Consider the following 26,653-nt stretch of genomic DNA (forward strand, 5'->3'; position numbering starts at 1 on the left):
ATTGTTTTCGATAGCATCACTACGAGGAAGAACGTGATGGGACCGTGGTTGCGGGAAACATCGACAGTCGTCGAATGGCGACTGAAGGAAGGAGCAATCAGGACGATGAAGTTCACCAACGCCAAGAAGGCCGTCGCGCTCACCGGTGCGATCGCCATGCTCGTCAGCGTCGCCGCGTGCGGTTCCGACAGCAACTCGAACAGCAGCAGCCAGCCGGCTCAGGAGAAGGACGTCCAGGAGATCACCGTGTGGGCTTGGGAGCCCACGCTGACCCAGGTCGCCAAGGACTTCGAAAAGGAGACCGGCATCAAGGTCGACTTGAAGAACGTCGGCACCAACACCAAGGAGTACACGCAGCTGGACAACGCCATCGAGGCAGGCTCCGGCGCCCCGGACGTCGCCCAGGTCGAGTACTACGCGATCCCGCAGTACGCCATCAAGGGCAACCTGCTCGACATCACCGACAAGACCTCCGGCTACGAGGACTTCTACACCCCCGGCCCGTGGGCCTCCGTGCAGTTCGCCGGCAAGGTCTACGGCCTGCCGATGGACTCCGGTCCGATGGCCTTCTTCTACAACAAGGAGGTCTTCGACAAGGCCGGCGTCGACGCCACCCAGATCAAGACGTGGGACGACTACTACGAGGCCGCCAAGAAGATCCACGCCCTCGGTGACAACTACTACATCACCTCCGACACCGGTGACGCCGGCTTCTACGACTCGATGACCTGGCTCGCCGGCGGACAGCCGTTCAAGACCTCGTCCGACGGCTCCGAGGTGACCATCAACCTCACCGGCGACGAGAACGTCCAGAAGTTCAACACCTACTGGCAGAAGATGCTCGACGAGGGTCTGCTCGACACCAAGACCGCCGGCTGGTCCGAGGACTGGTTCAAGGGCATGGTCGACGGCACCATCGCCTCCCTGCTGACCGGCGCCTGGATGCCGGCCAACCTCGCGAACTCCGCTGCCGCGGGCGCCGGCAAGTGGCGCGTCGCCCAGATGCCGACCGCTGACGGCTCCGCCACCAACGCCGAGAACGGCGGCTCCTCGCTGGCCGTGCTCGCCAGCTCCAAGAAGGCTGACGCCGCGTACAAGTTCATCGAGTACGCGAACCACGGCGATGGCGTGGCCACCCGTGTGGCCGGCGGCGCCTTCCCGGCCGACAAGGCCTCCATGGAAGCCGATTCCTTCAAGAACGCGACCACGGTGAAGAACGCCGACGGCGAGGACGTCGACTACTTCGGCGGACAGAAGTACAACGAGGTTCTGGCCCAGGCCGCGGAGAACGTGTCCACCGGATACCAGTTCCTGCCCTTCGAGGTCAAGGCCCGCACCATCTTCGGCGACTACGTCGGCAAGTCCTACACCGGCGACCAGAAGCTGGCCGACGGCGTGGCCGCCTGGCAGAAGGCCCTGCAGGACTACGGCAAGGATCAGGGCTTCACCGTCAAGTGATCGCCCGGCTATCCGATCATCCGATCGGCCGCCAGCTGGCCGGATGATAGCAGCTTCGCCCGGAAGGGCGATGTCCCGCAAACCGCAATAACCAATCACACGAAGGCTCCGTCGCATTGTGCGGCGGGGCCTTCGTGCCGTCCGGCGGCCTCTTACGCACGCATCGGTGTCCGGGTGTTTGGTGTCCGCCAAATCGTCGTGCGGCGTCGTCGTACGGCTTCACACGCTCTCGTCACAGGAGGACGAGTACACTCGTGACCATTGCGCCTGCCGTCCGTTCCTCGCGACAGGGGAGTACGGCACGGGCGACAGCGGGCGACGAGATGACATCACGAATGCGTAGGGAGACTCGGCACATGGGTTTGAGAATCGGCTTCAACGGGGGTTTCAGACGCATCGCCGCCGCGCTGACGGCACTCGTCATGACGGTTTCGCTCGCCTCCTGCGGTCAGGCGGCCGACACGCGCACCCACATCACCGTGTGGAGCTGGGAGCCGAACATGGGCGAGGTGGTCGACGACTTCGAGCGCGACAACCCCGACGTGGTCGTCGATCTGAAGAACATCTCCGGCTACGAGAACCTCAACACCGCGATCCAGGACGGCTACGGCATGCCCGACGTGGCGCAGATCGAATACTTCGCGCTGCTGCAGTACGCGGTCTCCGGCCAGCTGCTCGACATCTCCGACTACGTAGGCGACGACTACGCGAACTTCTACTCGCCTGGCACGTGGTCGAGCGTGCAGCTGGCGGGACGCGTGTACGGCCTGCCGATGGATTCCGGCCCGATGGCGTTCTTCTACAACAAGGACGTCTTCGATCAGGTCGGCGTCGACGCCTCGCGGATCAGGACATGGGACGACTACTACGAGGCGGCGAAGAAGCTCAAGGACATCGGCGTGTACATCGCCGCCGATTCGGGCGACGCCAGCTTCTATGCGGCGATGATCTGGCTTGCCGGCGGCGAGCCGTTCCACACCAGCCCCGACGGCAAGACCGTCACCATCTCCCTTGACGGCGACGAGGGCACGAGGAGGTTCACGAAGTTCTGGCAGCGGATGATCGACGAGGGACTGATCGACACCCGGAGCACCACCTGGTCGAACGGCTGGAAGCGGGCACTGAGCACCGGAACCGTCGCCTCCGTGTTCTCCGGCGCGTGGATGCCGTCGATGCTGATGGCCAATGCGCTCGGCACCGCGGGCCTGTGGCGGGTGGCGCCGATGCCCACGACCGACGGTCGGACGACCAACGCCGAGAACGGCGGATCGGCGATGGCCGTGCTCCAATCCACACGCAAGCCGCGGGCGGCCTACCGGTTCGTCGACTACGTCACGCATAGTCGCGACGGCATCGACACGCGTGTCGACGGCGGCGCGTTCCCCGCCGATCTGGAGACGCTCTCCAGCGAGACGTTCCTTGACAAGACCACGATCCGCAACACGAACGGCATCGACATCCCCTACTTCGGCGGGCAGCAGTTCAACCGAGTGCTCGCCGACGCGGCCGAGAACGTGTCGGTCGGATACCAGTATCTGCCCTTCGAGGTGTACGCGCGCAGCGACTTCCGCTCCACCGTCGGTAAGGCGTACAAGTGGGGCAGCGCCTGGCAGTCGTATCTGAAGCGTCAGCGGGACATCAAGGCCGGCATGACCGACGCGGACGGCAATGCGTTCAAGCCGATCGAGCGGCCCACCCCGAAGGTGAGTCTCTCATCGGGCATCGCCGCATGGCAGGCGGACCTGAAGGAGTACGGCGTCAACCAGGGCTTCACGATCCGCTGACGCGTATCGTCACCGCACGTTGCGCGAGTAGATGTACGCCATGCCCTTGAAGATCAGATCCGGATCGTACACGTCGATCATGTCGGTGTCGTTCTGGAACACGCGGCCGAGGCCTCCGGTCGCGATCACCTGGAACGGCTCGCCGATCTCCTTGCGGAACTGGGCGATCGTGTACTCCACGCCGCCGAGGAACGTGTAGTACAGGCCCGCCTGCATGGCCGTGCGCGTGTTCGTCGCGAGAATCGACTTCGGACGCGTGATCTCCACCTCGGGCAGCTGCGCGGTCTGCCCCCACAGTGCCTCGGCGCCGGTGCGGATGCCGGTCGTGATGTACCCGGAGACGATCGTGCCGGTCGCATCCACGTAGTTGAACGTCGTCGCCGTGCCGAAATCGGCTACGAGCACCGGACCGCCGTACGTGTGGTAGGCGCCGGCGCAGTCCGCGATGCAGTCCGAACCCAGGGTCTTCGGATCGTCGAGACGGATGTTCATGCCGGTCTTGATGCCCGGGCCGACCACCATAGGCTCGAAACCGAGGAACTTGATGATCGACGAGCGGAACGAGTACATGACCTTCGGCACCACCGAGCAGACGATCACGTCGTCCACGTCGCGCGCCGTATAGCCCCTGAGCTCCAGGAACTGCGTGATCATGAGACCGTACTCGTCGGACGTGTGCGTCGCCTTCGTGGTGATGCGGTACGTGCCGACGATGCGTCCGTCCTCCAGAAAACCGATCACGATGTTCGTGTTGCCGATATCGACCGCCATTAGCATGGGTTGCTCCTTGTGTCGCGTGTGTATTGAGGTATTGAGTGTGTATTGTGATGTGTTCCCGTAAGCCGTGCCTATGAGCCGCCGAGCCGCCAGACGCGCTATGCCGCGTCCGACTGACGGTGCATGGCGGCGAGCCGCAGCATCAGCCGCTTGGCCAGTACGGTCTTGTCCATCTTGTTCCAGTGTTCGATCTGCGGGGTCTTCGGATCGCTCGTGCCGGGGGTCAGCACGGTCACGACGTTCGTGTCCGTCGCGAAGCCGGCGCCCTCCTCGCGCAGATTGTTCGCCACCAGCATGTCGCAGTGCTTCGCCGCGAGCTTTTTCGCCGCGTTGGCGATCAGATGCTCCGTCTCCATCGCGAAGCCGCACAGGATCTGCGATCCGTCGTCGCGCTTGCGTCCGCCGGCCCATGCGAGGATGTCAGGATTCGACACGAGCTTGAGGGTGATCGAATCGCGTCCGTCCTTCTTGATCTTCTGCTGGGCGATCCGCTCGACGCGGAAGTCGCCCACGGCCGCGGCCATCACCGTGATGTCCGCCGCGGCGAACGCCTCCGACACCGCCTCGAACATGTCCTCGGCCGTGGTGACCCGCACCACGTCGACACCCTGCGGGGGCTCAAGCGAGACCGGTCCGGAGACGAGCGTGACCTTCGCACCCAGCTCGGCGGCCGCCTCGGCGATCGCGTACCCCATCTTGCCGGTCGAATGGTTCGTCAGGTAGCGCACCGGATCGAGCGGCTCCTGCGTGGGCCCCGCCGTGACCAGCACGGTAAGACCCCTGAGCGGCTGCGAAGCGATCGAGTCGGAGAATTCGTCGACGGTGTCCGACGCATCGGGCGTACCGGTAGTCTCGTCCGATGCGTCTGCCACGACCGCCGCATCCCCGTCGGGCAGCAGTCCGGCGACCGCCCGCTCGATCTCTTCCGGTTCGGCCATGCGCCCGCGGCCCACGTCGCCGCACGCAAGCTCCCCCTCGCCCGGCTCGACGACGGTCCATCCGAGCGATCGGCAGACGTCGAGATTGCGCTGCGTGACGGGATTGGCGTACATATGCACGTTCATCGCCGGACATAACGCCTTCGGCCCCTCGTAGGCGAGGACCGTGGCGGTGAGCGTGTCGTCGGCCATGCCAGCGGCGATGCGGGCGATCGCATCCGCGCTCGCCGGCGCCACGACGAGCATGTCCGTCCATTCGGCGTCGCGCACATGGTTGATCGTCTCGCGCGTGGCCGGATTGGCGACCACGTCGCCAAGGGCGTCACCGGCGGCGGGGGAGGGGAACATCGTCGTGCGCGTGCGCTCGCCGGTCAGCGACGTGAATGTTAAGGGGGTGACGAACCGTTCGGCCGCGGCCGTCTCGATCACGCGGACCGTGTGCCCGGCCTTCGTCCAGTCGGATGCCAGATGACAGGACTTGAACGCGGCGATACTGCCGGTGACCCCCAGAAGAATATGTGCCATAACCGCCTCCCGCCCCGGTTTTCGCCGGGTACGCGTGTGCCGATGCCTCCGTGCATGGCCGGTCGCCGCGGACCTTCCGTCGGCGCCGATGCCCCAGTATAGCCGCGAGGTCACGTAGGCGGTGGCAAGTCGTCACTACAATGGCGATGACGGACCGTGGCGGAATGGAAAGGACCATGGCGGGAAGGGGATGCAATGGGTTTGAGCGTATTCGGCCGCGTGTCGGGATCCCCCGACGGTTTCGACGACGGCGATCCCGCCATGTCCGGCCCCTCGTTCGAAGCGCCGCGAGGCGGTGCGGTGGGATTGCCGCTGTACACGTCGCTGCGGCACGACACCTCGCCGGCCGTGCTCGCCCGCGCCCGCTCGATCGCGGACTACGCCGTCTCGATGATGGATTCCCTCGACTACACGTTGGACGCGCGCACCGGATCGGCGACCATAACCGGGCGGATCAGAGGCACGTCCAGCCCGTCCAGCAGGTATACGGTCAATGTCTACTTCAACACCGACACCGGCGAGATCAGCGGCGGCGGATGCACCTGTCCCGCATACGCGCGCGGCTACGATATCTGCAAGCATATGGCGGCCCTCGTGATCGCGTTCATCAACGATCCGGATCGTTTCGACGGTTTCGGAGCGCCGCAGTCCATCTCGTCGTCGCGTCGGCTGCTCGCGGCGATGCAGCAGCTCGATGAGCAGGATGATCAGGCTCGTCGCGCCAGACGCCGTGAATCGATGATCAACGCCGGTACGTCGGACGGGCGCGGCCGTGCGTCGCAACCGAAGGTCGTCCCCGGTTCGGTCATGCTCGCTCCCATCCTGAGCTATCTCGACGGGCGGTGGAGCGTTGAGTTCCGCATCGGCGTCGAAGGCGCCATGTACGTGCTCAAATCGATCTCCACCCTGCTTGACGACATGCGGCTGTCGAGCTACCGCGCCTACGGGCAGAAGCTCGCGTTCACGCATACGCCGGCGATGCTCGACTCGCGTTCGCGCGCGATGCTCGGCTTCCTGAACCGCATCGAGGACGTGCGTCGGGCCGTCGACCTGCAGGATGTGCGATATGGCGCTCTGGGATCGGTGCGCATCGACCGGCATCTGCCGCTCGCCGAATCGGAGACCGCGCGACTGCTCGACATCGTGGCCGCCGCCCCCGATGCCGCCGGCTCCGACAACACGCGCATCGGACTGGTGCTCGACGAATGGTTCAACCGGTCTCCGGTCTATGTGCCGGTCAACGGCGAGGGCCCGGACGCGATGCCCGTCGTCTCGATGACCCGCCTCAACGGCGATGGCGGCGTCGACGGCTACGCGTTGCACGGGCGTCCTCCGATTGAGACGACGATCGCCGGGGACGACGGCGTATGGCTGCTCATGCCACCCGCCGACGCGCATGGTCGCCGTGCGCTGCGCAATACCATGCTGACGAGCCGGGCGCATTCCACCATGCGCATCAGCGCCGTCGGATACCGGTTCGTCCGCTGTCCGAAGCCGCTCGAGCGGTTCGCCGACCTGCTTCCCGTGGTCTGCGGCGAGGATCCGAACGGCGAGATCGTCGCGTTCGACGACGCGCCGCTGTTCGCGCGCACGCTGATGCCCTGCCTCGTCGACGCGGGCCTGATGAGCGCCGGGGACGTGCCACGCGAGATCGAACTTCTGCGCCCCGTCGAATGCGAGCCCGAGTTCTACCTCGACCGCGACGACAAGGGCATCACCTGCGTGGCGAAGGCCCGCTACGGTGATCGCGAGACGACGATCGTGCCCCAGCACGGGGGAGACTTCATCGCCGGCGCGACGCCGATGGTCGGCGCCGGACACGATTTCGCCGCCGAACGCGCGATGCTCGACCTGGTGCGCACCTACTTCGAGATTCCCTCGCCCGCGGACCCGGCGTTCATCGGACGAGACGAGACCATGCGCATCATCGCCCTGTTCGACGAGGGCCTGCCCGCCCTGCGCGCGATGGGCAGGGTGTTCACGACGCCCGCCTTCGACCGTCTGCTCGCGCCGAAGCCGCCGAGCGTGACCGTGGGGCTCGCGATCAGGTCGAATCTCGTGGAGATCTCGCCGATCGCCGACGAGGTGCCGCCCGACGAGGTGGGTGCGCTCCTCGCCTCATACCGCCGCAGACAGCGTTTCCACCGGTTGAAGGACGGCACGTTCGTCGACCTGCGCGGTGCGAAGCTCGATGCGCTCGACAGGGTCGCCGCCGACCTCGATCTCGACGAATCGGAGCTCGACGACGGACCAGTCACCCTGCCCGGCATGCAGGCGTTCCTGCTTGACGGGGAGCTCGCAGGCGAGGGCGTGCGCAAGGAGCCGTCGTTCATGCGCTACGTGGACGAGCTGAAGACCATCGATCCCACCCGTTATGCGGTGCCGGACGAGCTCGCCCATGTGCTGCGCCCCTATCAGGTGGAGGGGTTCAGGTGGCTGCGCACCTTGTATGACAAGGGATTCGGCGGCATCCTCGCCGACGAGATGGGTCTGGGCAAGTCCGTGCAGCTGATCGCCCTGCTGCTTTCGCTGTCGGACGTGCACGCCGACACCGCCGCCGCCGACACCGCCTCCGACGCCTCCGACGCAGCCAAACCCGCGCCCTCGCTCATCGTGTGCCCGGCATCGCTCGTCTACAACTGGGTGGCGGAATTCTCCAAGTTCGCGCCCGGGGTCGACGTCGTGGCCGTCGCCGGCACGAAGGCCGAGCGTCGCGACGCCATCGCGCGGTGCGTCGGCAGGGACGTCGTACTCATCACCTCGTATGATCTGCTGCGCCGCGACGTCGACGACTACGGGGATGTGCGCTTCGACGTGATGGCGCTCGACGAGGCGCAGGTCATCAAGAACCACACCACGAAGATCGCCAAGGCCGTCAAGGCGATCGACGCCGAGCATCGCTTCGCCCTGACCGGCACGCCCATCGAGAACCGTCTGAGCGAACTGTGGAGCATCTTCGACTTCCTCATGCCGGGGCTCCTCGGCTCCTACCGGCGATTCCACGAACGCTACGAACTGCCGATCTCCAACGCGCGTGCCGCCGACCGATCCACGGCCGAGGGCCGCGCCGCCGCCGAGGTCAACCCGGAAGGGGAGCGGGTCGCGCACCGTCTGCAGGCGCTCGTCGGCGTGTTCATCAAGCGCCGTCTCAAGGCGCAGGTCCTCACCGATCTGCCGGACAAGATTGAAACCACCGTCACCGTGCAGCTGGAGGGCGAGCAGCGCAGACTGTACGCCGCGCACGAGCAGCGTCTGCGCCAGCAGCTCGAACACAGCGCGGACGCCGACTTCAACACCTCCAAGATCCAGATCCTCGCCGAACTCATGAAGCTGCGGCAGATCTGCTGCGATCCGCGTCTGCTCTACGCGAACGCGAAGGACCATTCCGCCAAGCTCGCCGCCATCGAGGAGCTCATCTCCAGCTGCATGTCCGAAGGCAAGAAGGCGCTCGTCTTCTCCCAGTTCACGAGCTTCCTGGACCTGATCGCCGCCCGTCTCGACCGGGACGACGTCGCCTACTACACGATCACCGGTTCGACCCCGAAGCGCAGGCGGCTCGAGCTGGTCGACCGCTTCAACGCGGACGACACTCCGGTCTTCCTCATCTCCCTGAAGGCGGGCAACACGGGACTGAACCTCGTGGGCGCGAGCGTCGTCATCCACGCCGACCCATGGTGGAACGCCGCCGCGCAGGATCAGGCCACCGATCGCGCCCATCGCATCGGACAGCGTCGGGACGTGGACGTGTACCGGATCGTCGCCAAGGACACCATCGAGGAGCGGATCCTCGAACTGCAGCACAGCAAAAGCGAGCTGGCGCGCCGGTTCACCGACGCCGAGGCACTCGCCGCGGCCGCGCCGGCGACGATCTCCACACTCAGCCGCGACGATCTTCTGGGGCTGCTCGGATGATAGTCTCGGGAAAAAGGAAACGGACATCCGAACAGGAGGAATGCAGGCATGATCAGGGTTTCGGTTGTTGGAGCCAAGGGACGCATGGGATCGCACGTCGTCGAGGCGGTCAGCGAAGCGGACGGCATGCAGCTGGCGCTGGCGCTTGACGCGGGCGACGACCTGACCGCCATCACGCCGGAGAACACCGACGTGGTCGTCGAGTTCACCGTGCCGGCCGTGAGCCTGACGAACGTGCTCGCCCTCATCGCTCAGGGCGTCGACGTGGTCGTCGGCACCACCGGCTGGACCGAGGAGAAGCTCGATCAGGTGCGTGGAGCCATCGCCGCCGGTCCGAGGCCCGAGAGCCAGAAGGTGTTCATCGCGCCGAACTTCGCGATCTCCGCCGTCCTCGCCGACCACTTCGCCACGCAGGCCGCGAGGTATTTCGAATCCGTGGAGATCATCGAGATGCATCATCCGAACAAGGTGGACGCCCCCTCCGGCACCGCCATCCACACCGCGCAGGGCATCGCCTCCGCACGCAGGGCAGCCGGCCTCGGCCCGGTTCCGGACAACACCCAGACCGACGGCGGCTCGCGCGGCCAGGTCGTCGACGGCATCCACGTGCACGCCGTGCGCCTGCGCGGCCTCAACGCGCACGAGGAGGTGCTCTTCGGCAACGCCGGCGAGCAGCTCGTGATCCGCGCCGACAGCTTCGACCGCGGCTCCTTCATGCCCGGCGTGCTGCTCGCCGTGCGCAAGGTGGCCTCCGACGCCCCCGCCGGGCTGACCGTCGGTCTCGACAACTTCCTCGACCTGTGAGTCCTGCGGGCCTGTAGAGACGCAAGGCCACGGGGCCGCAAGGCCGACGTCACGTCGTCCGGGCGACGACGTCGAGAGTTAACAATAGGCGTCCACAACGCGAAGTACGGTAAGCGATATGACTGAGAGCGATATGCATCTGCTGAATCCTGCCCCGTTCGGGCGCATCCTTCCCGCCATGATCACCCCCATGAAGTCCAACGGCGAGGTCGACTACGAGGCGGCGCAGAAACTCGCCAAACAGTTGGTCGCGGACGGGGCCGATGGCCTGGTGGTCAACGGTACCACCGGCGAATCGCCCGTCACCCACATGGAGGAGAAGGTCGATCTCGTCCGTGCGGTCAAGGAGGTCGTGGACGTGCCGGTGATCTCCGGCGCCGGTTCCAACGACACCGCGCACACCGTGCGCATGGTCGAACAGACCCAGGAGGCGGGCGCCGATGCGGTGCTCGTCGTCATGCCGTACTACTCCCGCCCCTCGCAGGACGGCGTCGTCGGCCACTATAGGGCCGTCGATGAGAGCACCGACAAGCCGATCATCGTCTACGACGTGCCCGGTCGCACCGGACTGAAGGTCAAGGTCGAGACCTACGACCGTCTCGCGGCGCTCGAACACGTCGTGGCGGTCAAGGACGCCACCGGCGACCTCGCAGCGGCCGTCGAGAAGCAGCAGCGCACCGGACTCGCCTGGTACTCGGGCGACGACGGCCTGTTCCTGCCGTTCCTGTCCATCGGCGCGGTGGGCATCATCTCCGTCATCGCGCATGCGGCGGCCCACCCGATGCGCCAGCTCGTCGAGGCGTTCGACCGCGGCGACATCCACGAGGCCCAGCGCCTCGCCAACCAGCTCGCCCCGCTGGTTCACGCCTTGAACGGCGACGGCTATCAGGCCGTCATGGCCAAGGCCGCGCTCAAGGTGCGCGGCATCCTCGACTCCACCACCATGCGTCTGCCGAACATCGGACCGGACGAGGCCCAGATCGAGAAGGCCAGGGCCGGCATGCACGCGGCCGGACTGCTGTAAGGCGCTCCACACGTCGCCTCCGCGAGAGCGCGGAGGCACCGAAGTACATACAGGAAATACAAGAAAGTCATGGCACAAGAACAAACCAGCAATACCAATGAAGGCGCCGCCAAGGGCGCCAGGAAATCCTCCGGTTCCCGCCGCCGCGGCGCCGGCCGCGCGGCTTCGGGCCGCACCTCCGCCGCACGTACGTCCGGCCGTTCCTCCTCCAACACGCGAGGCAGGAGCCGTTCCAACGGCAGCCGTTCGCGTGGCGCCTCCGGCGCGTCCCGCTCCCGCCGCCAGAATGTCGGCACGCAGGCCACCGCACCCCAGCAGGATGCGGTGCTCATCGCCCCGCCGAAGTACCGCAAGGGCTCGATGCGCATCACGCCGCTCGGCGGTCTGGGCGAAATCGGCCGCAACATGAACGTGATCGAATACAACGGTCACCTGCTGCTCATCGACTGCGGCGTGCTCTTCCCGGAGGAGGAGCAGCCGGGCGTCGACCTCATCCTGCCCGATTTCAGCTACATCAAGGACCGACTCGACCAGGTCGAGGCGCTGGTGCTGACGCACGGCCACGAGGATCACATCGGCGGTGTGCCGTACCTGTTGAAGCTCCGTCCGGACATCCCGCTGATCGGCTCCAAGCTCACCCTCGCCTTCGTCGACGCGAAGTGCAAGGAACATCACCAGAACCCCACCAAGGTGGAGGTCCAGGGCCGCGACAAGCTCAAGGTCGGCCCCTTCGAGCTCGAGTTCGTCACCGTCACCCACTCCATCCCCGATGCGCTCGCCGTGCACGTGAAGACCCCGGCCGGCTCCCTCATCGACACCGGCGACATCAAGCTCGACCAGCTGCCGCTCGACCACAAGATCACCGATCTGGTCGAGTTCGGCAAGATCGGCGAGAAGGGCGTGGATCTGCTCATGATGGATTCCACGAACGCCGAGGTGCCGGGCTTCGTCAAGCCGGAGACCTCCATCGGTCCGGCGCTCGACCAGGCGTTCGCGCAGGCCACCCGCAAGATCATCGTCGCGAGCTTCTCCAGCCACGTCCACCGCGTGCAGCAGGTCGTCGACACCGCCCACAAGTACGGACGCAAGGTCGTCTTCGTCGGCCGTTCGATGGTGCGCAACATGTCCATCGCAGCCGACCTCGGATACCTGCACATCCCGGAGGGCACCGTCGTGGACCTGAAGCAGGCCAACGACATCCAGGACGACAAGCTCGTCTACATGTGCACCGGTTCGCAGGGCGAGCCGATGGCCGCCCTCGGCCGCATCGCCGACGGCAACCACCGCGACATCCACATCAACGAGTTCGACACCGTCATCCTCGCCAGCTCCCTGATCCCGGGCAACGAGCATGGCGTCTACAAGGTCATCAACAAGCTCGTGCAGCTCGGCGCCAAGGTCGTCAACCGCGACAACGCGGCCGTGCACGTGTCCGGCCACTGCAACGAGGGCGAGCTGCTGTACATGTACAACATCGTCAAGCCCAAGTGCGCGATGCCGATCCACGGCGAGAACCGCCACCTCGTGGCCAACGGCCTGCTGGCCGTCAAGACCGGCGTGGACCCGCAGAACGTGGTCCTCGCCGAGGACGGCGACGTCGTCGACCTCTACCACGGCAAGGCCGCGGTCGTCGGCTCCGTCCCGTGCGGCTACGTGTACGTCGACGGTGATTCGGTCGGCGAGCTGACCGACGAGGAGCTCGAGAAGCGCCGCATCCTCGGCACCGAGGGCTTCGTCTCCGCGTTCGTCGTGGTCGACACCGATGCGCGCGACGTGGTCTCCGGCCCGAAGATCTACCTGAACGCCGTGGCCGAGGACGAGAGCGAGTTCGACAAGGTCCGTCACCAGATCGTCGAGCAGCTCAACGACGCGATGATGCAGGGCACCACCGACACGTACAAGCTGCAGCAGATCATGCGCCGCACGCTCGGCGGATGGATCGCCCGCCAGCTCAAGCGCAAGCCGATGATCGTGCCGGTCGTGGCCGACATCGCCACCGACGTCGACGCCCAGTAGTCGTCAAGAGTCGTAGACGCCGAGTCCCATCCTTCAACCATTCCACGTAAAAACCAGCTCCCCCTCCTTTCCAAGGGGGAGCCTTGTTCATGTATAAGGAGCAATACATGCCCGGAGCGAATCTGACCCGCATTGAGGCCGAGGCCCGCAAGGCCGTCGTCGAAGCGCCCATCCACTACCATGTGAACCTCGATCTGACCGTCGGAGCGAAGACCTTCGGTTCGGACGTCCTGATCTGCTTCAACGCGCAGCCGGGCTCGTCCACCTTCCTCGACCTGATCGCCGACGAGGTGAGCGAGATCGTCCTCAACGGCCAGAGGCTCGACCCGTCCGAGGTCTTCGTCGACAACCGCATCGAGCTGACCGGCCTGAAGACCAAGAACGAGGTCTCGGTCAAGGCGCTGTGCCGCTACTCCAACACCGGCGAGGGCCTGCACCGCTCCGTCGACCCGTCCGACGGCAACGTGTACCTCTACTCCCAGTTCGAGGTGCCGGACGCCCGCCGCGTGTACGCCGTGTTCGACCAGCCCGACCTCAAGGCCACCTTCGACTTCAAGGTGCTCGCCCCGAAGAGCTGGATCGTCACCTCCAACATGCCGGCTGCGTCCGTCGAGGACGACGACCGTCTGACCGCCGAGGGCACGCTCGAGGCCAAGCCGGCCGAGACCACGCGCCTGTGGTCCTTCGACCCGACTCCGGTGATGAGCTCCTACCTGACCGCCATCTGCGCCGGCCCGTACGCCGAATGGCACACCGAGTACCGCAACGAGGACGGCCGCACGATCCCGATGGCCCAGTACTGCCGTCAGGCCGTCGCCGACGCCTTCGCCAAGGACGTCGACTATCTGTTCGACATCACCAAGAAGGGCTTCGCGTTCTACGCCAAGACGTGGGGCGTGCCCTACCCGTACGCCAAGTTCGATCAGATCTACGTGCCCGAGTACAACGCGGGCGCGATGGAGAACATCGGCATGGTCACGATCCGCGACTCCTACGTCTTCGAGTCCAAGGTGACCGACGCCCTGGCCGAGCGCCGCGTCGTCACCGTCCTGCACGAGCTCGCCCACATGTGGTTCGGCGACTACGTGACGATGAAGTGGTGGAACGACCTGTGGCTCAACGAGTCCTTCGCCGAGTTCACCTCCACGCTCGCCACCGCCGAGGCCACCGAATGGCACGACGCGTGGGCCACGTTCTGCTCCGGCGAGAAGAGCTGGGCATTGAGGCAGGACCAGCTGCCCACCACGCATCCGATCGTCGCTCCGATCAACGATCTCAACGACACGTACGTGAACTTCGACGGCATCACCTACGCCAAGGGCGCCTCCGTGTTGAAGCAGCTCGTGTTCTACGTGGGCCGTGAGAGGTTCTTCCAGGGCATCCACAACTACCTCAACAAGCACGCGTACTCCAACGCGACGCTGGGCGACCTGCTCGCCGAGCTGGAGCTCACCTCCGGCCGTGATCTCAAGGCGTGGAGCGCCAAGTGGCTCGAGGAATCCGGCATCAACACGATCACGCCGGAGCTCGAGGAGAACGGCGACGGCACCATCGCCTCGCTCTCGCTCGTCCAGAGCGCGCCCGCCGACCATCCGGTCCTGCGCCCGCACCGCCTTGCCCTCGGCTTCTACAACGAGGACGGGAAGACCGGCCGCATCGTGCGCACCGACCGTCTCGAGCTCGACGTGGACGGCGAGAGCACCGCCGTCACGGCGGCCGCCGGCAAGCCGCGCCCGGCCCTGCTGCTCGTCAACGACGAGGACCTGACCTATACGAAGATCCGCTTCGACGCCAACTCGCTGGCATTCGCCGAGCAGCGTCTGCCCGACTTCGACGACGCGCTCGCCCGCGCCGTGATCTGGCTGGCCTTCTGGGACATGACCCGCGACGGCGAGTTCCCGGCCGAGCGCTTCGTCGACCTGACGCTGCGCCTGCTCGCCAGCGAGACCGAGTCCACCACGTTCCGCTACGCGCTGGCCTGCATGTCCACCACCGCGCACCACTACGTGGCCGCCGACCGCCGTGACGAGGTGCTGAAGCACGTGGCCGCCGAACTGTGGAAGCTGGCGGGTGCGGCCGAAGCCGGCTCCGACAGCCAGTTCCAGCTCGCCACCGCCTACCTCGGATACGGCGAGGAGGGCGATGCCGCGTTCGCTGCCAACGCCCGCGGCCTGCTCGACGGCTCCGTGAGCCTCGAAGGCCTCGAGATCGACAACAACTTCACGTGGACGATCGTCAACGCCCTCGCCTCCGTCAACGAGTACGACGACGCCGATATCGACGCCCAGCTCAAGAAGAAGGAGACCACGGAGAACCGCGAGTTCGCCTACGGTGCGCGCGCCGTCAAGGGCACCGCCGAAGCGAAGGCGTGGGCGTGGGATCAGGCGCTCAACAACGCCGATCTGACCAACAGCCAGCTTGAGGCCGTGGCCCGCGGATTCGCCGCGACCCCGCGCCCCGATCTGGCCGCCCCGTATGCCGCCAAGTACTTCGAGACCGTCGACTGGATCTGGAAGAACAAGACCTTCCACATGGCCGAGGCGCTGCTCGAGGGCCTCTACCCGGGCTACGCCGATCCGGCCGAGCTGGTTTCGCTCGGCGAATCCTGGCTGGCCGGCCACGAGGACGCCGACGCGGCCCTGCGCCGCATCATTCTGGAGAACGTGTACTCCTCGAAGCGCACCCTCAAGGTCCGTAAGTACAACGAATCCCTGTGACCCGTTGACGATCCGTTGATGCGCTTGGCGTGCCCGGCACTCGGCGTACGTTCTCGATGACCATGGAATGGGTCGCCACGTGGAACGTACGCTGAGATCCCGCCAGCGTGCGTCCCCCGTGGCGATAGGGATCTGACCCCCCGAAATCGTATGCTCACCTCGAGTGGCCGTACGATTTCGGGGGGTCTGTGCGTGATGGCCCCGTTCGACGTACGGTGAGCGGCAGTCAGCGTACGCCGAACGGGGCCGGCTTGCCTATGGCCACCGGGAACGTACGGTGAATCCGTCCACATGGCAAGAGAACCGTCACAGGCCGCTGGAATCGGGGTATTCTCACTCACGACCGTTAGGAAAACGTTAGGAATCGAGCCGGCAATGGGGTGGATATCCCGGACCGGATAGACCGTCGATCCCCCTGACCGGAAGGATGTTGTGGTATGGTCGCGGGATTCTCGATCGTCACGTTGCTGCTGATCATGTTTGCCGGCATCGGCGCCGGATTCGTCGGGTATGCGGTGGGCGCCTCGTCGCTTGTATCGTATCCCGCATTGCTTGCGCTCGGCATCCCTCCGGTCCTCGCCAACGCCTCGAACACGGTCGGCGTGATCGGCACCGGCATCGGCGGAGTGGTCGGGGCGCAGCGCGAACTCAAGGGACAGGCGGCGCGCGTCGCGGTCTACATGGTCATCGGTGCGCTCGGCGGTGTCGCCGGTGCGTTCCTGCTGCTCGAACTCGACGAGAAGGTGTTCGAGTTCGCCGCGCCGGCACTGATCCTGTTCTCCTCACTCCTCATCGCGTTCAACCCGCGCGGACGCATACAGGCCCGGGCGGCCGCGAAAACCGCGGTCGCGCAGCTGACGGGATCGGCTGAACGGCCGGTGCAGCCGATGAATCGCGACGCGTGGTGGGTATGGCCCGCCACCGCAGGCGTCGCCGTGTATTCCGGCTATTTCGGCGCCGGCGCGGGCACGGTCTCGCTCGCCGTGCTCGACGCCGCGGACATCGGCCCGTTCCACAGGATCAACGCGCTGAAGACCCTGATCGGCACGGGCGCGAACATCACCGCGTCCGTCGTGTTCATCGCGAGGGGAGCGGTCGACTGGCCGGCCGCGATCATGCTGTGCGTCGGCTGCTTCGTCGGCGGCTGCATCGCCCCGCCCATCACACGCCGCATCCCCGCGAACGCGATGCGTTGGGCGGCTGTCATCGCCGGCGTCATCCTCACCGTCGACCTCGCTCTGAAAACGTACCGGTGACGGGGCGCTCGGATATGCGCGAATGTGGCCGAATCGGACATTATTCCGTGTCGGCGTGCGTTCGCGTGACGCGCCGATTACCATGGTGGTCGGTAACGGGGCGTTGCGTCGTCCGGCTCAGTGAGGGCGGACGCGTCGTCTTCGATCGATCGATGATAAGGATGTTGAGCAACTATGCCGAAGATGTTTGGAACCGATGGTGTTCGAGGTCTCGCGAATCGTGATCTGACCGCGCGTCTCGCGCTCGATCTGGGCGATGCCGCCGTGCGCGTGCTCGGTGACGCGGGAACGCAGGACAACCAGCCGGAGGGCCGCCGCCGTGCCCTCGTCGGTCGTGACACGCGCGTGTCCGGCGACTTCCTCGCCTCCGCACTGGCCGCGGGCATGTCCGCCGGCGGCTTCGACGTGATCGACGCGGGCATCATCCCGACGCCGGGCGTCGCCTACCTGACCTCCGTGCTCAACGTCGAGATGGGCGCCGTGATCTCCGCCTCCCACAACCCGATGCCCGACAACGGCATCAAGTTCTTCGCACGCGGCGGCTTCAAGCTGCCCGACGCCAAGGAGGACGAGATCGAGGCAGTGCTCGGCCAGGACTGGGATCGTCCCACCGGCGCCGGCGTCGGCCGTGTCAGCCACGACACCGTGACCGCCACCAACCTGTACATCGATCACCTGGTCTCCACCATCGCCCCGATCAACCCGGACAAGACCCAGCCCAAGCCCCTGAAGGGCTTGAAGATCGTGGCCGACTGCGCCAACGGCGCCACCTCCGTCGTTGCCCCCGAGGCGCTGCGCCGCGCCGGCGCCGAGGTCATGGTCATCAACGCCTCCCCGGACGGCTACAACATCAACAAGCACGCCGGCTCCACCCACCCCGAGCAGCTGCAGGCCATGGTCAAGGCCACCGATGCGGTGATGGGCGTCGCGTTCGACGGCGACGCCGACCGCTGCCTCGCCGTGGACGAGGACGGCAATATGGTCAACGGCGATCAGATCATGGGCATTCTCGCACGCGCCAAGAAGGAGGCCGGCAAGCTCGCCGACAACACGCTCGTCGTCACCGTGATGAGCAATTTGGGGCTCAAGCTCGCCCTGAAGGACATGGGCATCAAGACCGTGCAGACCGCGGTCGGCGACCGCTACGTGCTCGAGGAGATGCTGCGCGGCGGCTACACGCTGGGCGGCGAGCAGTCCGGTCACGTCATCAACCGCGAGTTCGCCACCACCGGCGACGGCACTCTGACCGCACTGACCCTGTGCAACGAGGTCGTCCGCTCCGGCAAGAGCTTGAAGCAGATCGCCGCCGACTTCCCGCAGCTGCCGCAGACCCTCGTCAACGTGCCGAACGTCGACAAGATGGCCGCCACCACCAACGCCAAGGTGCAGGCCGCCGTCGAGAAGGAGTCGAAGCTCCTCGGCGACACCGGCCGCGTGCTGCTGCGCCCCTCCGGCACCGAGCCGCTCGTGCGCGTCATGGCCGAGGCCGCCACGCAGGAGCAGGCCGACGAGGTGTGCGCGCGCCTCGCCAAGGTCGTCGCCGACGAGCTCGCCCTGTAAGCCCCAACCCACGAATCACACGGAATCCCACGGAGGAACCCAGCCACATGTTCGGGAAGAACACGAAGGTCGACATCGAGCTCAACCGAGACGTCGAACAGCTCATCAAATCCGGCGGCAAGGAGAAGATCCTGCCGATCGTACAGGCCGGCGAGCCGGTGCTGCGCCAGCAAACCGCCGCCTACGACGGCCAGCTGTCCAAGCACACGCTCGCCAAGCTCATCGACACGATGCGCACCACCATGCTCGAAGCGCCGGGAGTCGGCCTCGCCGCCACGCAGATCGGCCTGGGGCTCGCGCTCGCCGTCGTCGAGGACCATGTGCGCGACGACGAGGATGATCCTCGCGAGATCGCCGAATTCCCGTTCCACGTGATCATCAACCCGAAGTACACGCCGGTGGGGGAGAAGACCGCCAGCTTCTACGAAGGGTGCCTGAGCTTCGACGGCTATCAGGCCGTGCGCAGGCGCTGGCTCGACGTCGACGCCGAATGGGACGACGAGGACGGCAAGCACCACAAGGAACGTCTGCACGGCTGGCCGGCCCGCATCTTCCAGCACGAGACCGACCACCTGAGCGGCGAACTGTACATCGACAAGGCGGAGATCCGCTCCCTTGCCACCAACGAGAACCTCGAGGACTTCTGGGCCGAGGATCCGGTCCCCACCGAAGCCGCCGAGGAACTTGGCTTCGAGCTGTAAGCCACCGGCTCCGCCGGGTGGGGGAGAGACAAAAGCCGTACACTGCAACAGGCCAGCCCATCGAGGGCTGGCCTTCGTTGTTTCGTGATCGATGAGGATGCTCGCTGGTGGGTCTATAATGGCACCCGGTGATCGACCCTTCCACGGGCGGTCAACCGCACATAATCAAACTCATAACCACATATGAATCGGCATCGATCCGGGGACGCGCAAGCATGCCCGAACGAGCCGAACAGGGAGAGAACATGTCCCAGAACAATGGTGTGCACGGCGAAGCCGGCGCAACCAGTACCACGACCAGTACCAGTACGGCAAGCACCGACGCGAGCCTCAACGCCCGCGCGAAGACCCCCAAAGGCGGCAATCGCGCCGGCCGCAGCGGCAATGGCAGGAATCCGAAGTGGTGGCTGTGGTCGCTGATCGCGGTCATCGTCGTCAGCGCGCTCGTCGTCGGCGTCAACGCGTTCTTCACCAACAAGCAGAACGGCGGGAACGGTTCGGCGAGCACAGGCGGCACCGCCGCGGCCAAGCAGGCCGACACCGTCTCCATCGGCCTGAAGCTCGCGCCCGTCAACCTCGACATCCGACATCAGTCCGGATCCGCGCTCGAGCAGATCCTCATCGGCAATGTGTACGAGAGCCTCGTCTCGCGCGGCTCCGACAACAAGGTCCACCCCGGACTCGCCAAGAGCTGGGAGATCTCCGACGACGGCCTGACCTACACGTTCCACCTGAACGAGCACATGACCTTCTCCAACGGCGACGCGCTCGACGCCGACGACGTCGCCTGGTCCATCAACGAGCTCAAGGCGAACAAGTACTACAACTACGATCAGGTCAAGAACCTCGACAAGGCCGAGGCCGTCGACTCGAAGACCGTGAAGATCACCCTCTCCGCGCCCGACTCCAACATGCTATGGTATCTGACGGGCCGCCCCGGACTCGTCTACGACAAGGACGGCACGTGGGACGAGAAGACCGGCGCCCTCGGCTCCGGACCGTACACCGTCTCCTCGTTCGACCCGAGCGACAAGATCGTGTTCAAGGCCAACCCGAAGTACTGGGGAACCGAACACAAGGCGAAGACCGAGAACGTCGTCATCCGCTTCCTGCCCGATGACAACGCCGGTATCAACGCGCTCAAGAGCGGCGACGTGCAGGTGCTCTCGCCGATCACCGCCACCCTCGCCGAACCGTTCCGCAAGGACTCCAACTACGTGGTCAAGGAGGGCGACGGCTCCGACAAGTTCGTCCTCGCCTTCAACATGACCAATCCGAAGCTTGCCGACAAGCGCGTGCGTCAGGCCATCCGCTACGGCATCGACCACCAGCAGATCATCGCCTCCCGCGGCGGCGTCGACTCCCCGCTCGGCGGTCCGATCCCCAAGGTCGACCCCGGCTACGAGGATCTGACCGACCTGTACCCGCACGACGAGGCCAAGGCCAAGCAGCTCATGGCCGAGGCGGGCTACTCCGAATCCAAGCCGCTGCAGCTCACCCTCACCTACGCGAACGTGTACGGCACCGAACTCGGCGACCAGTTGAAGAGCCAGTTGAAGCCCATCGGCATCGACCTGAAGATCAACTACGTTGAATTCTCCACCTGGCTGCAGGACGTGCACACCAACGGCGACTACGACCTCTCGCTCGTCGACCACGCCGAAAGCCACGACTTCTACAAGTGGGCCACGCCGAGCTACTACTACCACTACGACTCCAAAGAGGTGCAGGACCTCTACGCGAAGGCGCTCGCCGCGACCTCCGACGACGAGGCCTCCAAGTACCTCGCCCAGGCCGCGAAGATCGTCTCCGAGGATGCGCCCGCCGACTGGCTGTTCAGCTGGAGGGTGACTCAGGCCTACGCCAAGGGCGTCTCCGGCTATCCGGAGAACCTCTCCCAGACCGTGCTGCCGTTGTGGCAGGTCACCTACACGCCAGTGAAGTGACGACGTCTTACCTTTGATCGGTACCGAGTAGTGCGGTGGTCACGGGAGACGGCGATTCCCCATTCCGGACACGCTCCGGGCCGCTCGGCCAAGTCCTACGGTCCTGAACGGGAAATCGTCATCTCCCGCTCACTTCCGACGAGCATGTTGCGTTAGCGAAAGGAATCCTTATGCGGTTCTTGGTGAAGCGGCTGCTGCTGTTTGCGGCGGCGCTGGTCGGGGTGTCGGTGCTCGTGTTCGCGGCGCTGCGCATCCTGCCGGGCGACGTGGCCGTCGTCATGGCCGGCACCAACGCCTCCGCCTCACGCGTGGCCGAACTGCGCGCAGAGTTCGGGCTCGACCGGCCCTACATCGTCCAGTACCTCGACTGGGCGGGCGGACTGCTGCACGGCGATCTCGGCATGTCCGCACTGACCGGACGGGCCGTCGCCGCGCAGGTCGTCCGCCGCGCAGCCATCACGTTCCCGCTCATCGTCATGAGCCTCGTCGTCGCGCTCGCCGTCGGCCTGCCGCTCGGCTGCGCCGCGTCCATCGCCCGCTCGCCACGACTGCGCGGGTTCCTCCACGTCCTCGCCATCGCCGGCGGCGCGGTGCCCGCCCTGTGGAGCGGCCTGCTGCTGCTCCTGCTGTTCGGCCGCGGCGTCGGATTGATCGGCCTGTTCCCCTCGCAGGGATTCCCCGCCGATGGCTGGTCGGGCGATCCCGTCCGCGCGTTCGCCTCGCTGATCCTGCCTGCGCTCGCCACTGGCTTCGTCGCGGCGGCCGGCATCATGCGCTACACGCGTTCCGCGCTCGACGACATCGCCTCGGACGGCGGTCCGGTCGATATGGCGATGGCCTGCGGCATGACCCGCACACAGGCGATGCTCCAGGTGGGACTGCGCCTCGCGACCCCGCAGCTCGTCTCCGTCGTGGGATTGACGTTCGCGTCGATGATCACCGGCGTCATGGTCATCGAGAACCTGTTCGCCCTGCCCGGGCTCGGCGCGCTGCTTGTCGGCGACGTCGGCAACCGCGATCTCGTGGCCGTGCAAAGCGAGCTGTTCCTGCTCGCCGCGTTCTTCCTGATTCTGGGACTGATCGTCGACCTGACGCATCGGGCGCTCGATCCGCGACTTGCCGCGGGAGAGGAGGAGTGATGGCCGTGACCAAACGGACTCCGGCGCGCCGCGCTCGTGTCATCCTTGGCACCATGTGGTCGAGCGGCACCGGACGCTACGCGCTCGTCGTGCTCGCCCTCTGGCTGTTCGTCGCGCTCGTCTCGCTGTTCTGGACGCCGCTCCCGCTGCTTGCCACCGACGGCTACCACGTCTGGGCCGCGCCGTCCGCCGACCATTGGCTCGGCACCGACGGCACCGGCGCCGACGTGCTGAGCTGGCTCATGGCCGGCTCGCGCACCAACCTCGTGATCGCCGGCCTCACCGTGATCGGCTCCGCCGCGCTGGGACTGCTGCTCGTCGGCCTCATGGTAGCCCGATCCACGGCGCTCGCCTCCGTGTCGGTCGCCGTCGTCGACGCGCTCATCTCCATTCCGACCGTGCTCATCGCCCTCCTGCTCGCCGTGCCGTTCGGCGCGTCCGCCGCGGTCGTCGTCGGCGCATGCTCGATCGCCTACGGACTGAACCTCGCGCGCGTGGCCCGGCCCGCGGCCCTGCTCGCCGCGCGGTCGCAGTATGTCGAATCGGCGCGGGCGAACGGGGCGGGCGGCTTGCGCGTGCTCGTGCAGCACATCGTGCCGAACATCACGCCGGTGCTGGCGGTGCAGCTGTCGATGTCCGCCGGGACCTCGGTGCTGGCCGAAGCGGGGCTTACGTATCTCGGCGTCGGCGTCGGCGCGGGCGTGCCCAGCTGGGGGCATTCGCTCTCCACATCGGTCAAGCTCATCAACGTGTTTCCGCTGACGGTGCTGTGGCCGGGGTTGGTGGTCACGCTCGTCGTCATCGCGTTGAACCTGTTCGGCGACGCCCTGCGCGATGCGGGCGATCCGGTCGCCAATCCTCTGCTGCGGGAGGCTTAGTGCGATGGTCGTCGGTTTGATTCGTTCTCGTTACGGCCGGGGTGAGACGGCTGACGCCGTACCGGACACGCTCAAGGCCGCTCGGCCAAGCCTACGGTCCGGTACGGCGTCACCCGCCTCACCCCTCCGTTGGGGGTGTTCGTCGCGTTTGCTGCTTGTGCCTCGGGGAGGTGTTCGATGAGTGTTTCTGTCCGTGGACTGCGGGTTGCCTTGGGCGGCGTTGAGATCGTGCATGGAGTGGATCTCGAGGTTGGCGATGGGGAGCGCGTCGGGCTGATCGGGGCGTCCGGGTCGGGCAAATCGATGATCGCCAAGGCCTTGCTGGGGTTGTTGCCACAGGGCGCTTCGCTGTGCGGCGGGATTTCGATGGGGGATGCGGAGATCCTTGGGAGTGCGAGTGGCGAGGGTAATGGCGGCGACTCGGCTCCGGCCTCCTATGCAGACGAGCGGACGCTGGCCGACCTGCGCGGGCGGTATGTGGGGACGGTGTTCCAGAACCCGGCGCGGGCGCTGAACCCGGTGATGACCGTCGCGCGGCAGATCGCACTGCCACTGCGGTTGCACTACGACCTCACGGCTGCGGAACGTGATGAACGTGTCAGGATGATGCTCGGCAAGGTCGGATTGTCCGACGACGTGCTGAACAAGCGGCCGCACGAGCTGTCGGGCGGACAGCGCCAGCGCGTCGGCATCGCGACGGCGCTGATCACCTCGCCGCGCTTCATCATCGCGGACGAGCCCACCACGGCGCTCGACTCGATCACGCAACGTCAGATCGTCGACCTGCTTGTCTCGCTCGTCGACGACGCGGGCGCCTCGATGCTGTTCATCACCCACGACTTCGCCGTGCTCTCGCGCGCCACCACACGCTGCTACGTGTTGGACGAGGGGCGTATCGTCGAATCGGGGAACACGGCCGATCTGCTCGCCGCGCCCGAAACGGCGCCCGCTCGCGAGCTCGTCACGGCCGCGCGCAGGCTGACGCTGCATGCCGACGGCACGTCGCGTGCCGATGAAGGGGGAGTCGCACAGTCATGAACGCCATGAACGTTATGAACGCCGCAGACGCAACGGCAACGCCGCGGTCGACTGAACCGTCGCAGCCGCTGCTCGCCGCACGGCACATCGACACGTCATTCGTCGACCGCGCCATGCACCGGGGGTTGTTCGCGCACAGAACGCGCCGGCAGGTGCTGTTCGACGTGTCCGCCGAGGTGCATGCGGGGGAGTGCCTCGCCGTGATCGGCGCATCCGGATCGGGCAAGACCACGCTCACGCGCATCATGCTGGGGCTCGACACGGCCGACTCCGGCGAGATCCTCTACCGTGGGTCCGCGGTCGAACGCGGTTCGGCGGGCATGCGTGCGTTGCGTGCCGAATCGTCGATCGTCTTCCAGGACCCGTACGGGTCGCTCGACCCGCGTTGGACCGTCGAACGGTCGGTGTCCGAACCGCTGTGGCTGCGGCGCAAGGCGCTCGGCTACGCGTTCGACGAGGTCGCCGGCAAGACCGTGCAGGCTCTGGCCCGCGTCGGCCTTGACCCGCGCATGTTCCTGAACCGCTACCCGTGCGACCTGTCCGGCGGACAGGCGCAGCGCGTCGCCATCGCCCGCGCCATCGTCAACGAGCCGAAGGTGATCCTCGCCGACGAACCGATGAGCGCCATCGACGTGGCCGCGCGCGTGCAGATCCTCGAGACCCTCCAGTCGATCCTCACCGGCGAGGGCATGGACGGCGAGCGCCCCGCGCTGATCATCGTCTCGCACGATCTCGGCGTCGTACGGCACATCGCCGACCGCATCCTCGTCCTCAACGAGGGGCGGGCGATCGAGACCGGACCCACCGAGCGGGTCCTTGACGCCCCCGAATCCGATTACACCCGCCGCCTCATCGAAGCCGCCTCGCTGTAGGCCGGCCGGGGAGAGACATGGCAACAGGTATCATCCATGTCCACGATGCGGACGGTGCGGGCCCGTGCGACACGCCCTCGCCGATGAGGGTGGTATCGTGTGAGACATGCAGATTTTCTCGTGTTGTTGTCGCTAACCGACGCCCCCGGGCGAACGGTCAGTGACGCATAACTTGAGATAGGGCATTCGGGCGCGGCGTAGCCGCATTTCACCTCGATTCGTGCGCAGCGGTTTTCAGTCGCACAAGGCTATTGGTACGTTGGGGGTATCGATAACCGGGTCTTCGGGGCAGACCAATGAGCAACAGGGCACATGGGCCACGGATCACGCATCCGGCGAACGGCCCGGAACACCGGCATCATCGGAAAACACCGGATACGATCACCGGATACGGGATCGCACCGCATCGAACGCAATCAATCTCGTCACTTTCCTTTCGTCAGGGAACGTTGGTCCGCGACACGGCATCGCACATCCATATGCCACCAATCCAATCCATCATCAACCAACCGACAACCCACCCGAACCACAAGGAAAGAGACGAACATGACCATCGCCAACAGCACCGCGGAGCTCATCGGCAACACCCCGCTCGTCAAGCTCAACCACATCCCCGCCGAGGAGGGCGTCAACGCCACCATCGCGGTCAAGATCGAATACATGAACCCCGGCGGCTCGTCCAAGGACCGCATCGCCGCGCGCATCATCGACGCGGCCGAACGCTCCGGGGAGCTCAAGCCCGGTGGCGTCATCGTCGAACCCACGTCCGGCAACACCGGAGTGGGCCTTGCGATGGTCGCCCAGCAGCGCGGCTACCGCACGATCTTCACCCTGCCGGACAAGGTCTCCGAATCCAAGCGTGCCGTGCTGCGCGCGTACGGCGCCGAAGTCGTCGTCACCCCCACCGACGCCGGCCCCGACGACCCGCGCTCCTACTACCAGGTCGCCGAACGACTCGCCAAGTCGATCCCCGGCGGATTCCGCCCCAACCAGTACGACAACCCGAACGGGCCCGCCAGCCACTACGTGACCACCGGCCCCGAGATCTGGGAGGCGACCGACGGCAAGGTCACGCACTTCGTCGCCGGCATCGGCACCGGCGGCACGATCTCCGGCACCGGCAAATATCTGAAGGAGGCCTCCGACGGCCGCGTCGTCGTCGTCGGATCCGACCCGGAGGGCTCGATCTACTCCGCACCCAGCCTCGCCGACGTGCACCAGTACGACATCGAGGGCGTGGGCGAGGACTTCTACCCGAAGGCCTACGACCGCTCCATCCCCGACGAGATCGTCAAGGCGAACGACGCC

18 protein-coding genes are annotated in these 26,653 nt (G+C 66.1%); 16 read left to right on the forward strand and 2 right to left on the reverse strand.

Annotated elements, in window-relative coordinates; genetic code table 11:
* Nucleotides 1-105 precede the first annotated feature (105 nt).
* Both BW11_RS07070 and BW11_RS07075 read left to right on the forward strand, forming a co-directional pair.
* On the forward strand, nt 106-1,458 hold the full coding sequence (locus BW11_RS07070; RefSeq protein ID WP_140445184.1) for a sugar ABC transporter substrate-binding protein: 1,353 nt from the start codon (nt 106-108) through the stop codon (nt 1,456-1,458).
* Between the two features lie 356 nt (nt 1,459-1,814).
* A complete protein-coding gene (locus BW11_RS07075; RefSeq protein WP_140445183.1) occupies nt 1,815-3,242 on the forward strand; it encodes an ABC transporter substrate-binding protein in 1,428 nt (475 codons plus the stop codon).
* A gap of 9 nt (nt 3,243-3,251) precedes the next feature.
* Here the strand turns inward: BW11_RS07075 and BW11_RS07080 are convergent, their stop codons facing one another.
* Nucleotides 3,252-4,019, reverse strand: coding sequence for a type III pantothenate kinase (locus BW11_RS07080; protein ID WP_140445182.1), 768 nt, complete (start codon nt 4,017-4,019; stop codon nt 3,252-3,254).
* Between the two features lie 98 nt (nt 4,020-4,117).
* Entirely contained in the window at nt 4,118-5,482 is a 1,365-nt protein-coding gene (locus tag BW11_RS07085) for a phosphopantothenate--cysteine ligase family flavoprotein (RefSeq protein ID WP_140445181.1), read from the reverse strand.
* 195 nt (nt 5,483-5,677) lie between these two features.
* Here BW11_RS07085 and BW11_RS07090 point away from each other — a divergent pair, with 195 nt between their 5' ends.
* From BW11_RS07090 to BW11_RS07155, 14 genes are all read left to right on the forward strand, one after another.
* Nucleotides 5,678-9,394: a DEAD/DEAH box helicase gene (locus BW11_RS07090; RefSeq protein WP_140445180.1), complete on the forward strand. Its 3,717-nt coding sequence runs from the start codon at nt 5,678-5,680 to the stop codon at nt 9,392-9,394.
* Between the two features lie 48 nt (nt 9,395-9,442).
* Complete coding sequence (gene dapB / locus BW11_RS07095; RefSeq protein WP_140445179.1) at nt 9,443-10,198, forward strand: 4-hydroxy-tetrahydrodipicolinate reductase; 756 nt, start codon at nt 9,443-9,445, stop codon at nt 10,196-10,198.
* A 118-nt stretch (nt 10,199-10,316) separates the two neighbouring features.
* A complete protein-coding gene (gene dapA / locus BW11_RS07100) occupies nt 10,317-11,222 on the forward strand; it encodes a 4-hydroxy-tetrahydrodipicolinate synthase (RefSeq protein WP_043166821.1) in 906 nt (301 codons plus the stop codon).
* A gap of 69 nt (nt 11,223-11,291) precedes the next feature.
* Nucleotides 11,292-13,238, forward strand: coding sequence for a ribonuclease J (locus BW11_RS07105; RefSeq protein WP_140445178.1), 1,947 nt, complete (start codon nt 11,292-11,294; stop codon nt 13,236-13,238).
* Between the two features lie 107 nt (nt 13,239-13,345).
* Nucleotides 13,346-15,955, forward strand: coding sequence for an aminopeptidase N (gene pepN / locus BW11_RS07110; protein ID WP_140445177.1), 2,610 nt, complete (start codon nt 13,346-13,348; stop codon nt 15,953-15,955).
* Between the two features lie 437 nt (nt 15,956-16,392).
* Nucleotides 16,393-17,211 carry a sulfite exporter TauE/SafE family protein gene (locus BW11_RS07115; protein WP_140445176.1) on the forward strand — a complete coding sequence of 273 codons (819 nt, stop codon included), beginning with the start codon at nt 16,393-16,395 and terminating at the stop codon, nt 17,209-17,211.
* A 174-nt stretch (nt 17,212-17,385) separates the two neighbouring features.
* Nucleotides 17,386-18,771 (forward strand): phosphoglucosamine mutase, encoded by a 1,386-nt coding sequence (gene glmM, locus BW11_RS07120; RefSeq protein WP_140445175.1) that lies wholly within the window; start codon nt 17,386-17,388, stop codon nt 18,769-18,771.
* Nucleotides 18,772-18,818: 47 nt separating this feature from the next.
* On the forward strand, nt 18,819-19,472 hold the full coding sequence (locus BW11_RS07125) for a peptide deformylase (protein WP_140445174.1): 654 nt from the start codon (nt 18,819-18,821) through the stop codon (nt 19,470-19,472).
* Nucleotides 19,473-19,717: 245 nt separating this feature from the next.
* Nucleotides 19,718-21,418 (forward strand): ABC transporter substrate-binding protein, encoded by a 1,701-nt coding sequence (locus tag BW11_RS07130; protein WP_140445173.1) that lies wholly within the window; start codon nt 19,718-19,720, stop codon nt 21,416-21,418.
* 170 nt (nt 21,419-21,588) lie between these two features.
* A complete protein-coding gene (locus BW11_RS07135) occupies nt 21,589-22,557 on the forward strand; it encodes an ABC transporter permease (RefSeq protein ID WP_140445172.1) in 969 nt (322 codons plus the stop codon).
* A gap of 53 nt (nt 22,558-22,610) precedes the next feature.
* A complete protein-coding gene (locus BW11_RS07140; protein WP_375137647.1) occupies nt 22,611-23,435 on the forward strand; it encodes an ABC transporter permease in 825 nt (274 codons plus the stop codon).
* Between the two features lie 177 nt (nt 23,436-23,612).
* Nucleotides 23,613-24,473, forward strand: coding sequence for an ABC transporter ATP-binding protein (locus BW11_RS07145; protein WP_140445170.1), 861 nt, complete (start codon nt 23,613-23,615; stop codon nt 24,471-24,473).
* 14 nt (nt 24,474-24,487) lie between these two features.
* Complete coding sequence (locus tag BW11_RS07150; RefSeq protein WP_140445194.1) at nt 24,488-25,345, forward strand: dipeptide/oligopeptide/nickel ABC transporter ATP-binding protein; 858 nt, start codon at nt 24,488-24,490, stop codon at nt 25,343-25,345.
* Nucleotides 25,346-25,891: 546 nt separating this feature from the next.
* Nucleotides 25,892-26,653 (forward strand): pyridoxal-phosphate dependent enzyme (locus BW11_RS07155; RefSeq protein WP_140476354.1); only part of this gene is annotated, 762 nt, incomplete at its 3' end.

Source organism: Bifidobacterium sp. UTCIF-38 (assembly GCF_006454495.1).
Lineage (GTDB): Bacteria > Actinomycetota > Actinomycetes > Actinomycetales > Bifidobacteriaceae > Bifidobacterium > Bifidobacterium callitrichos.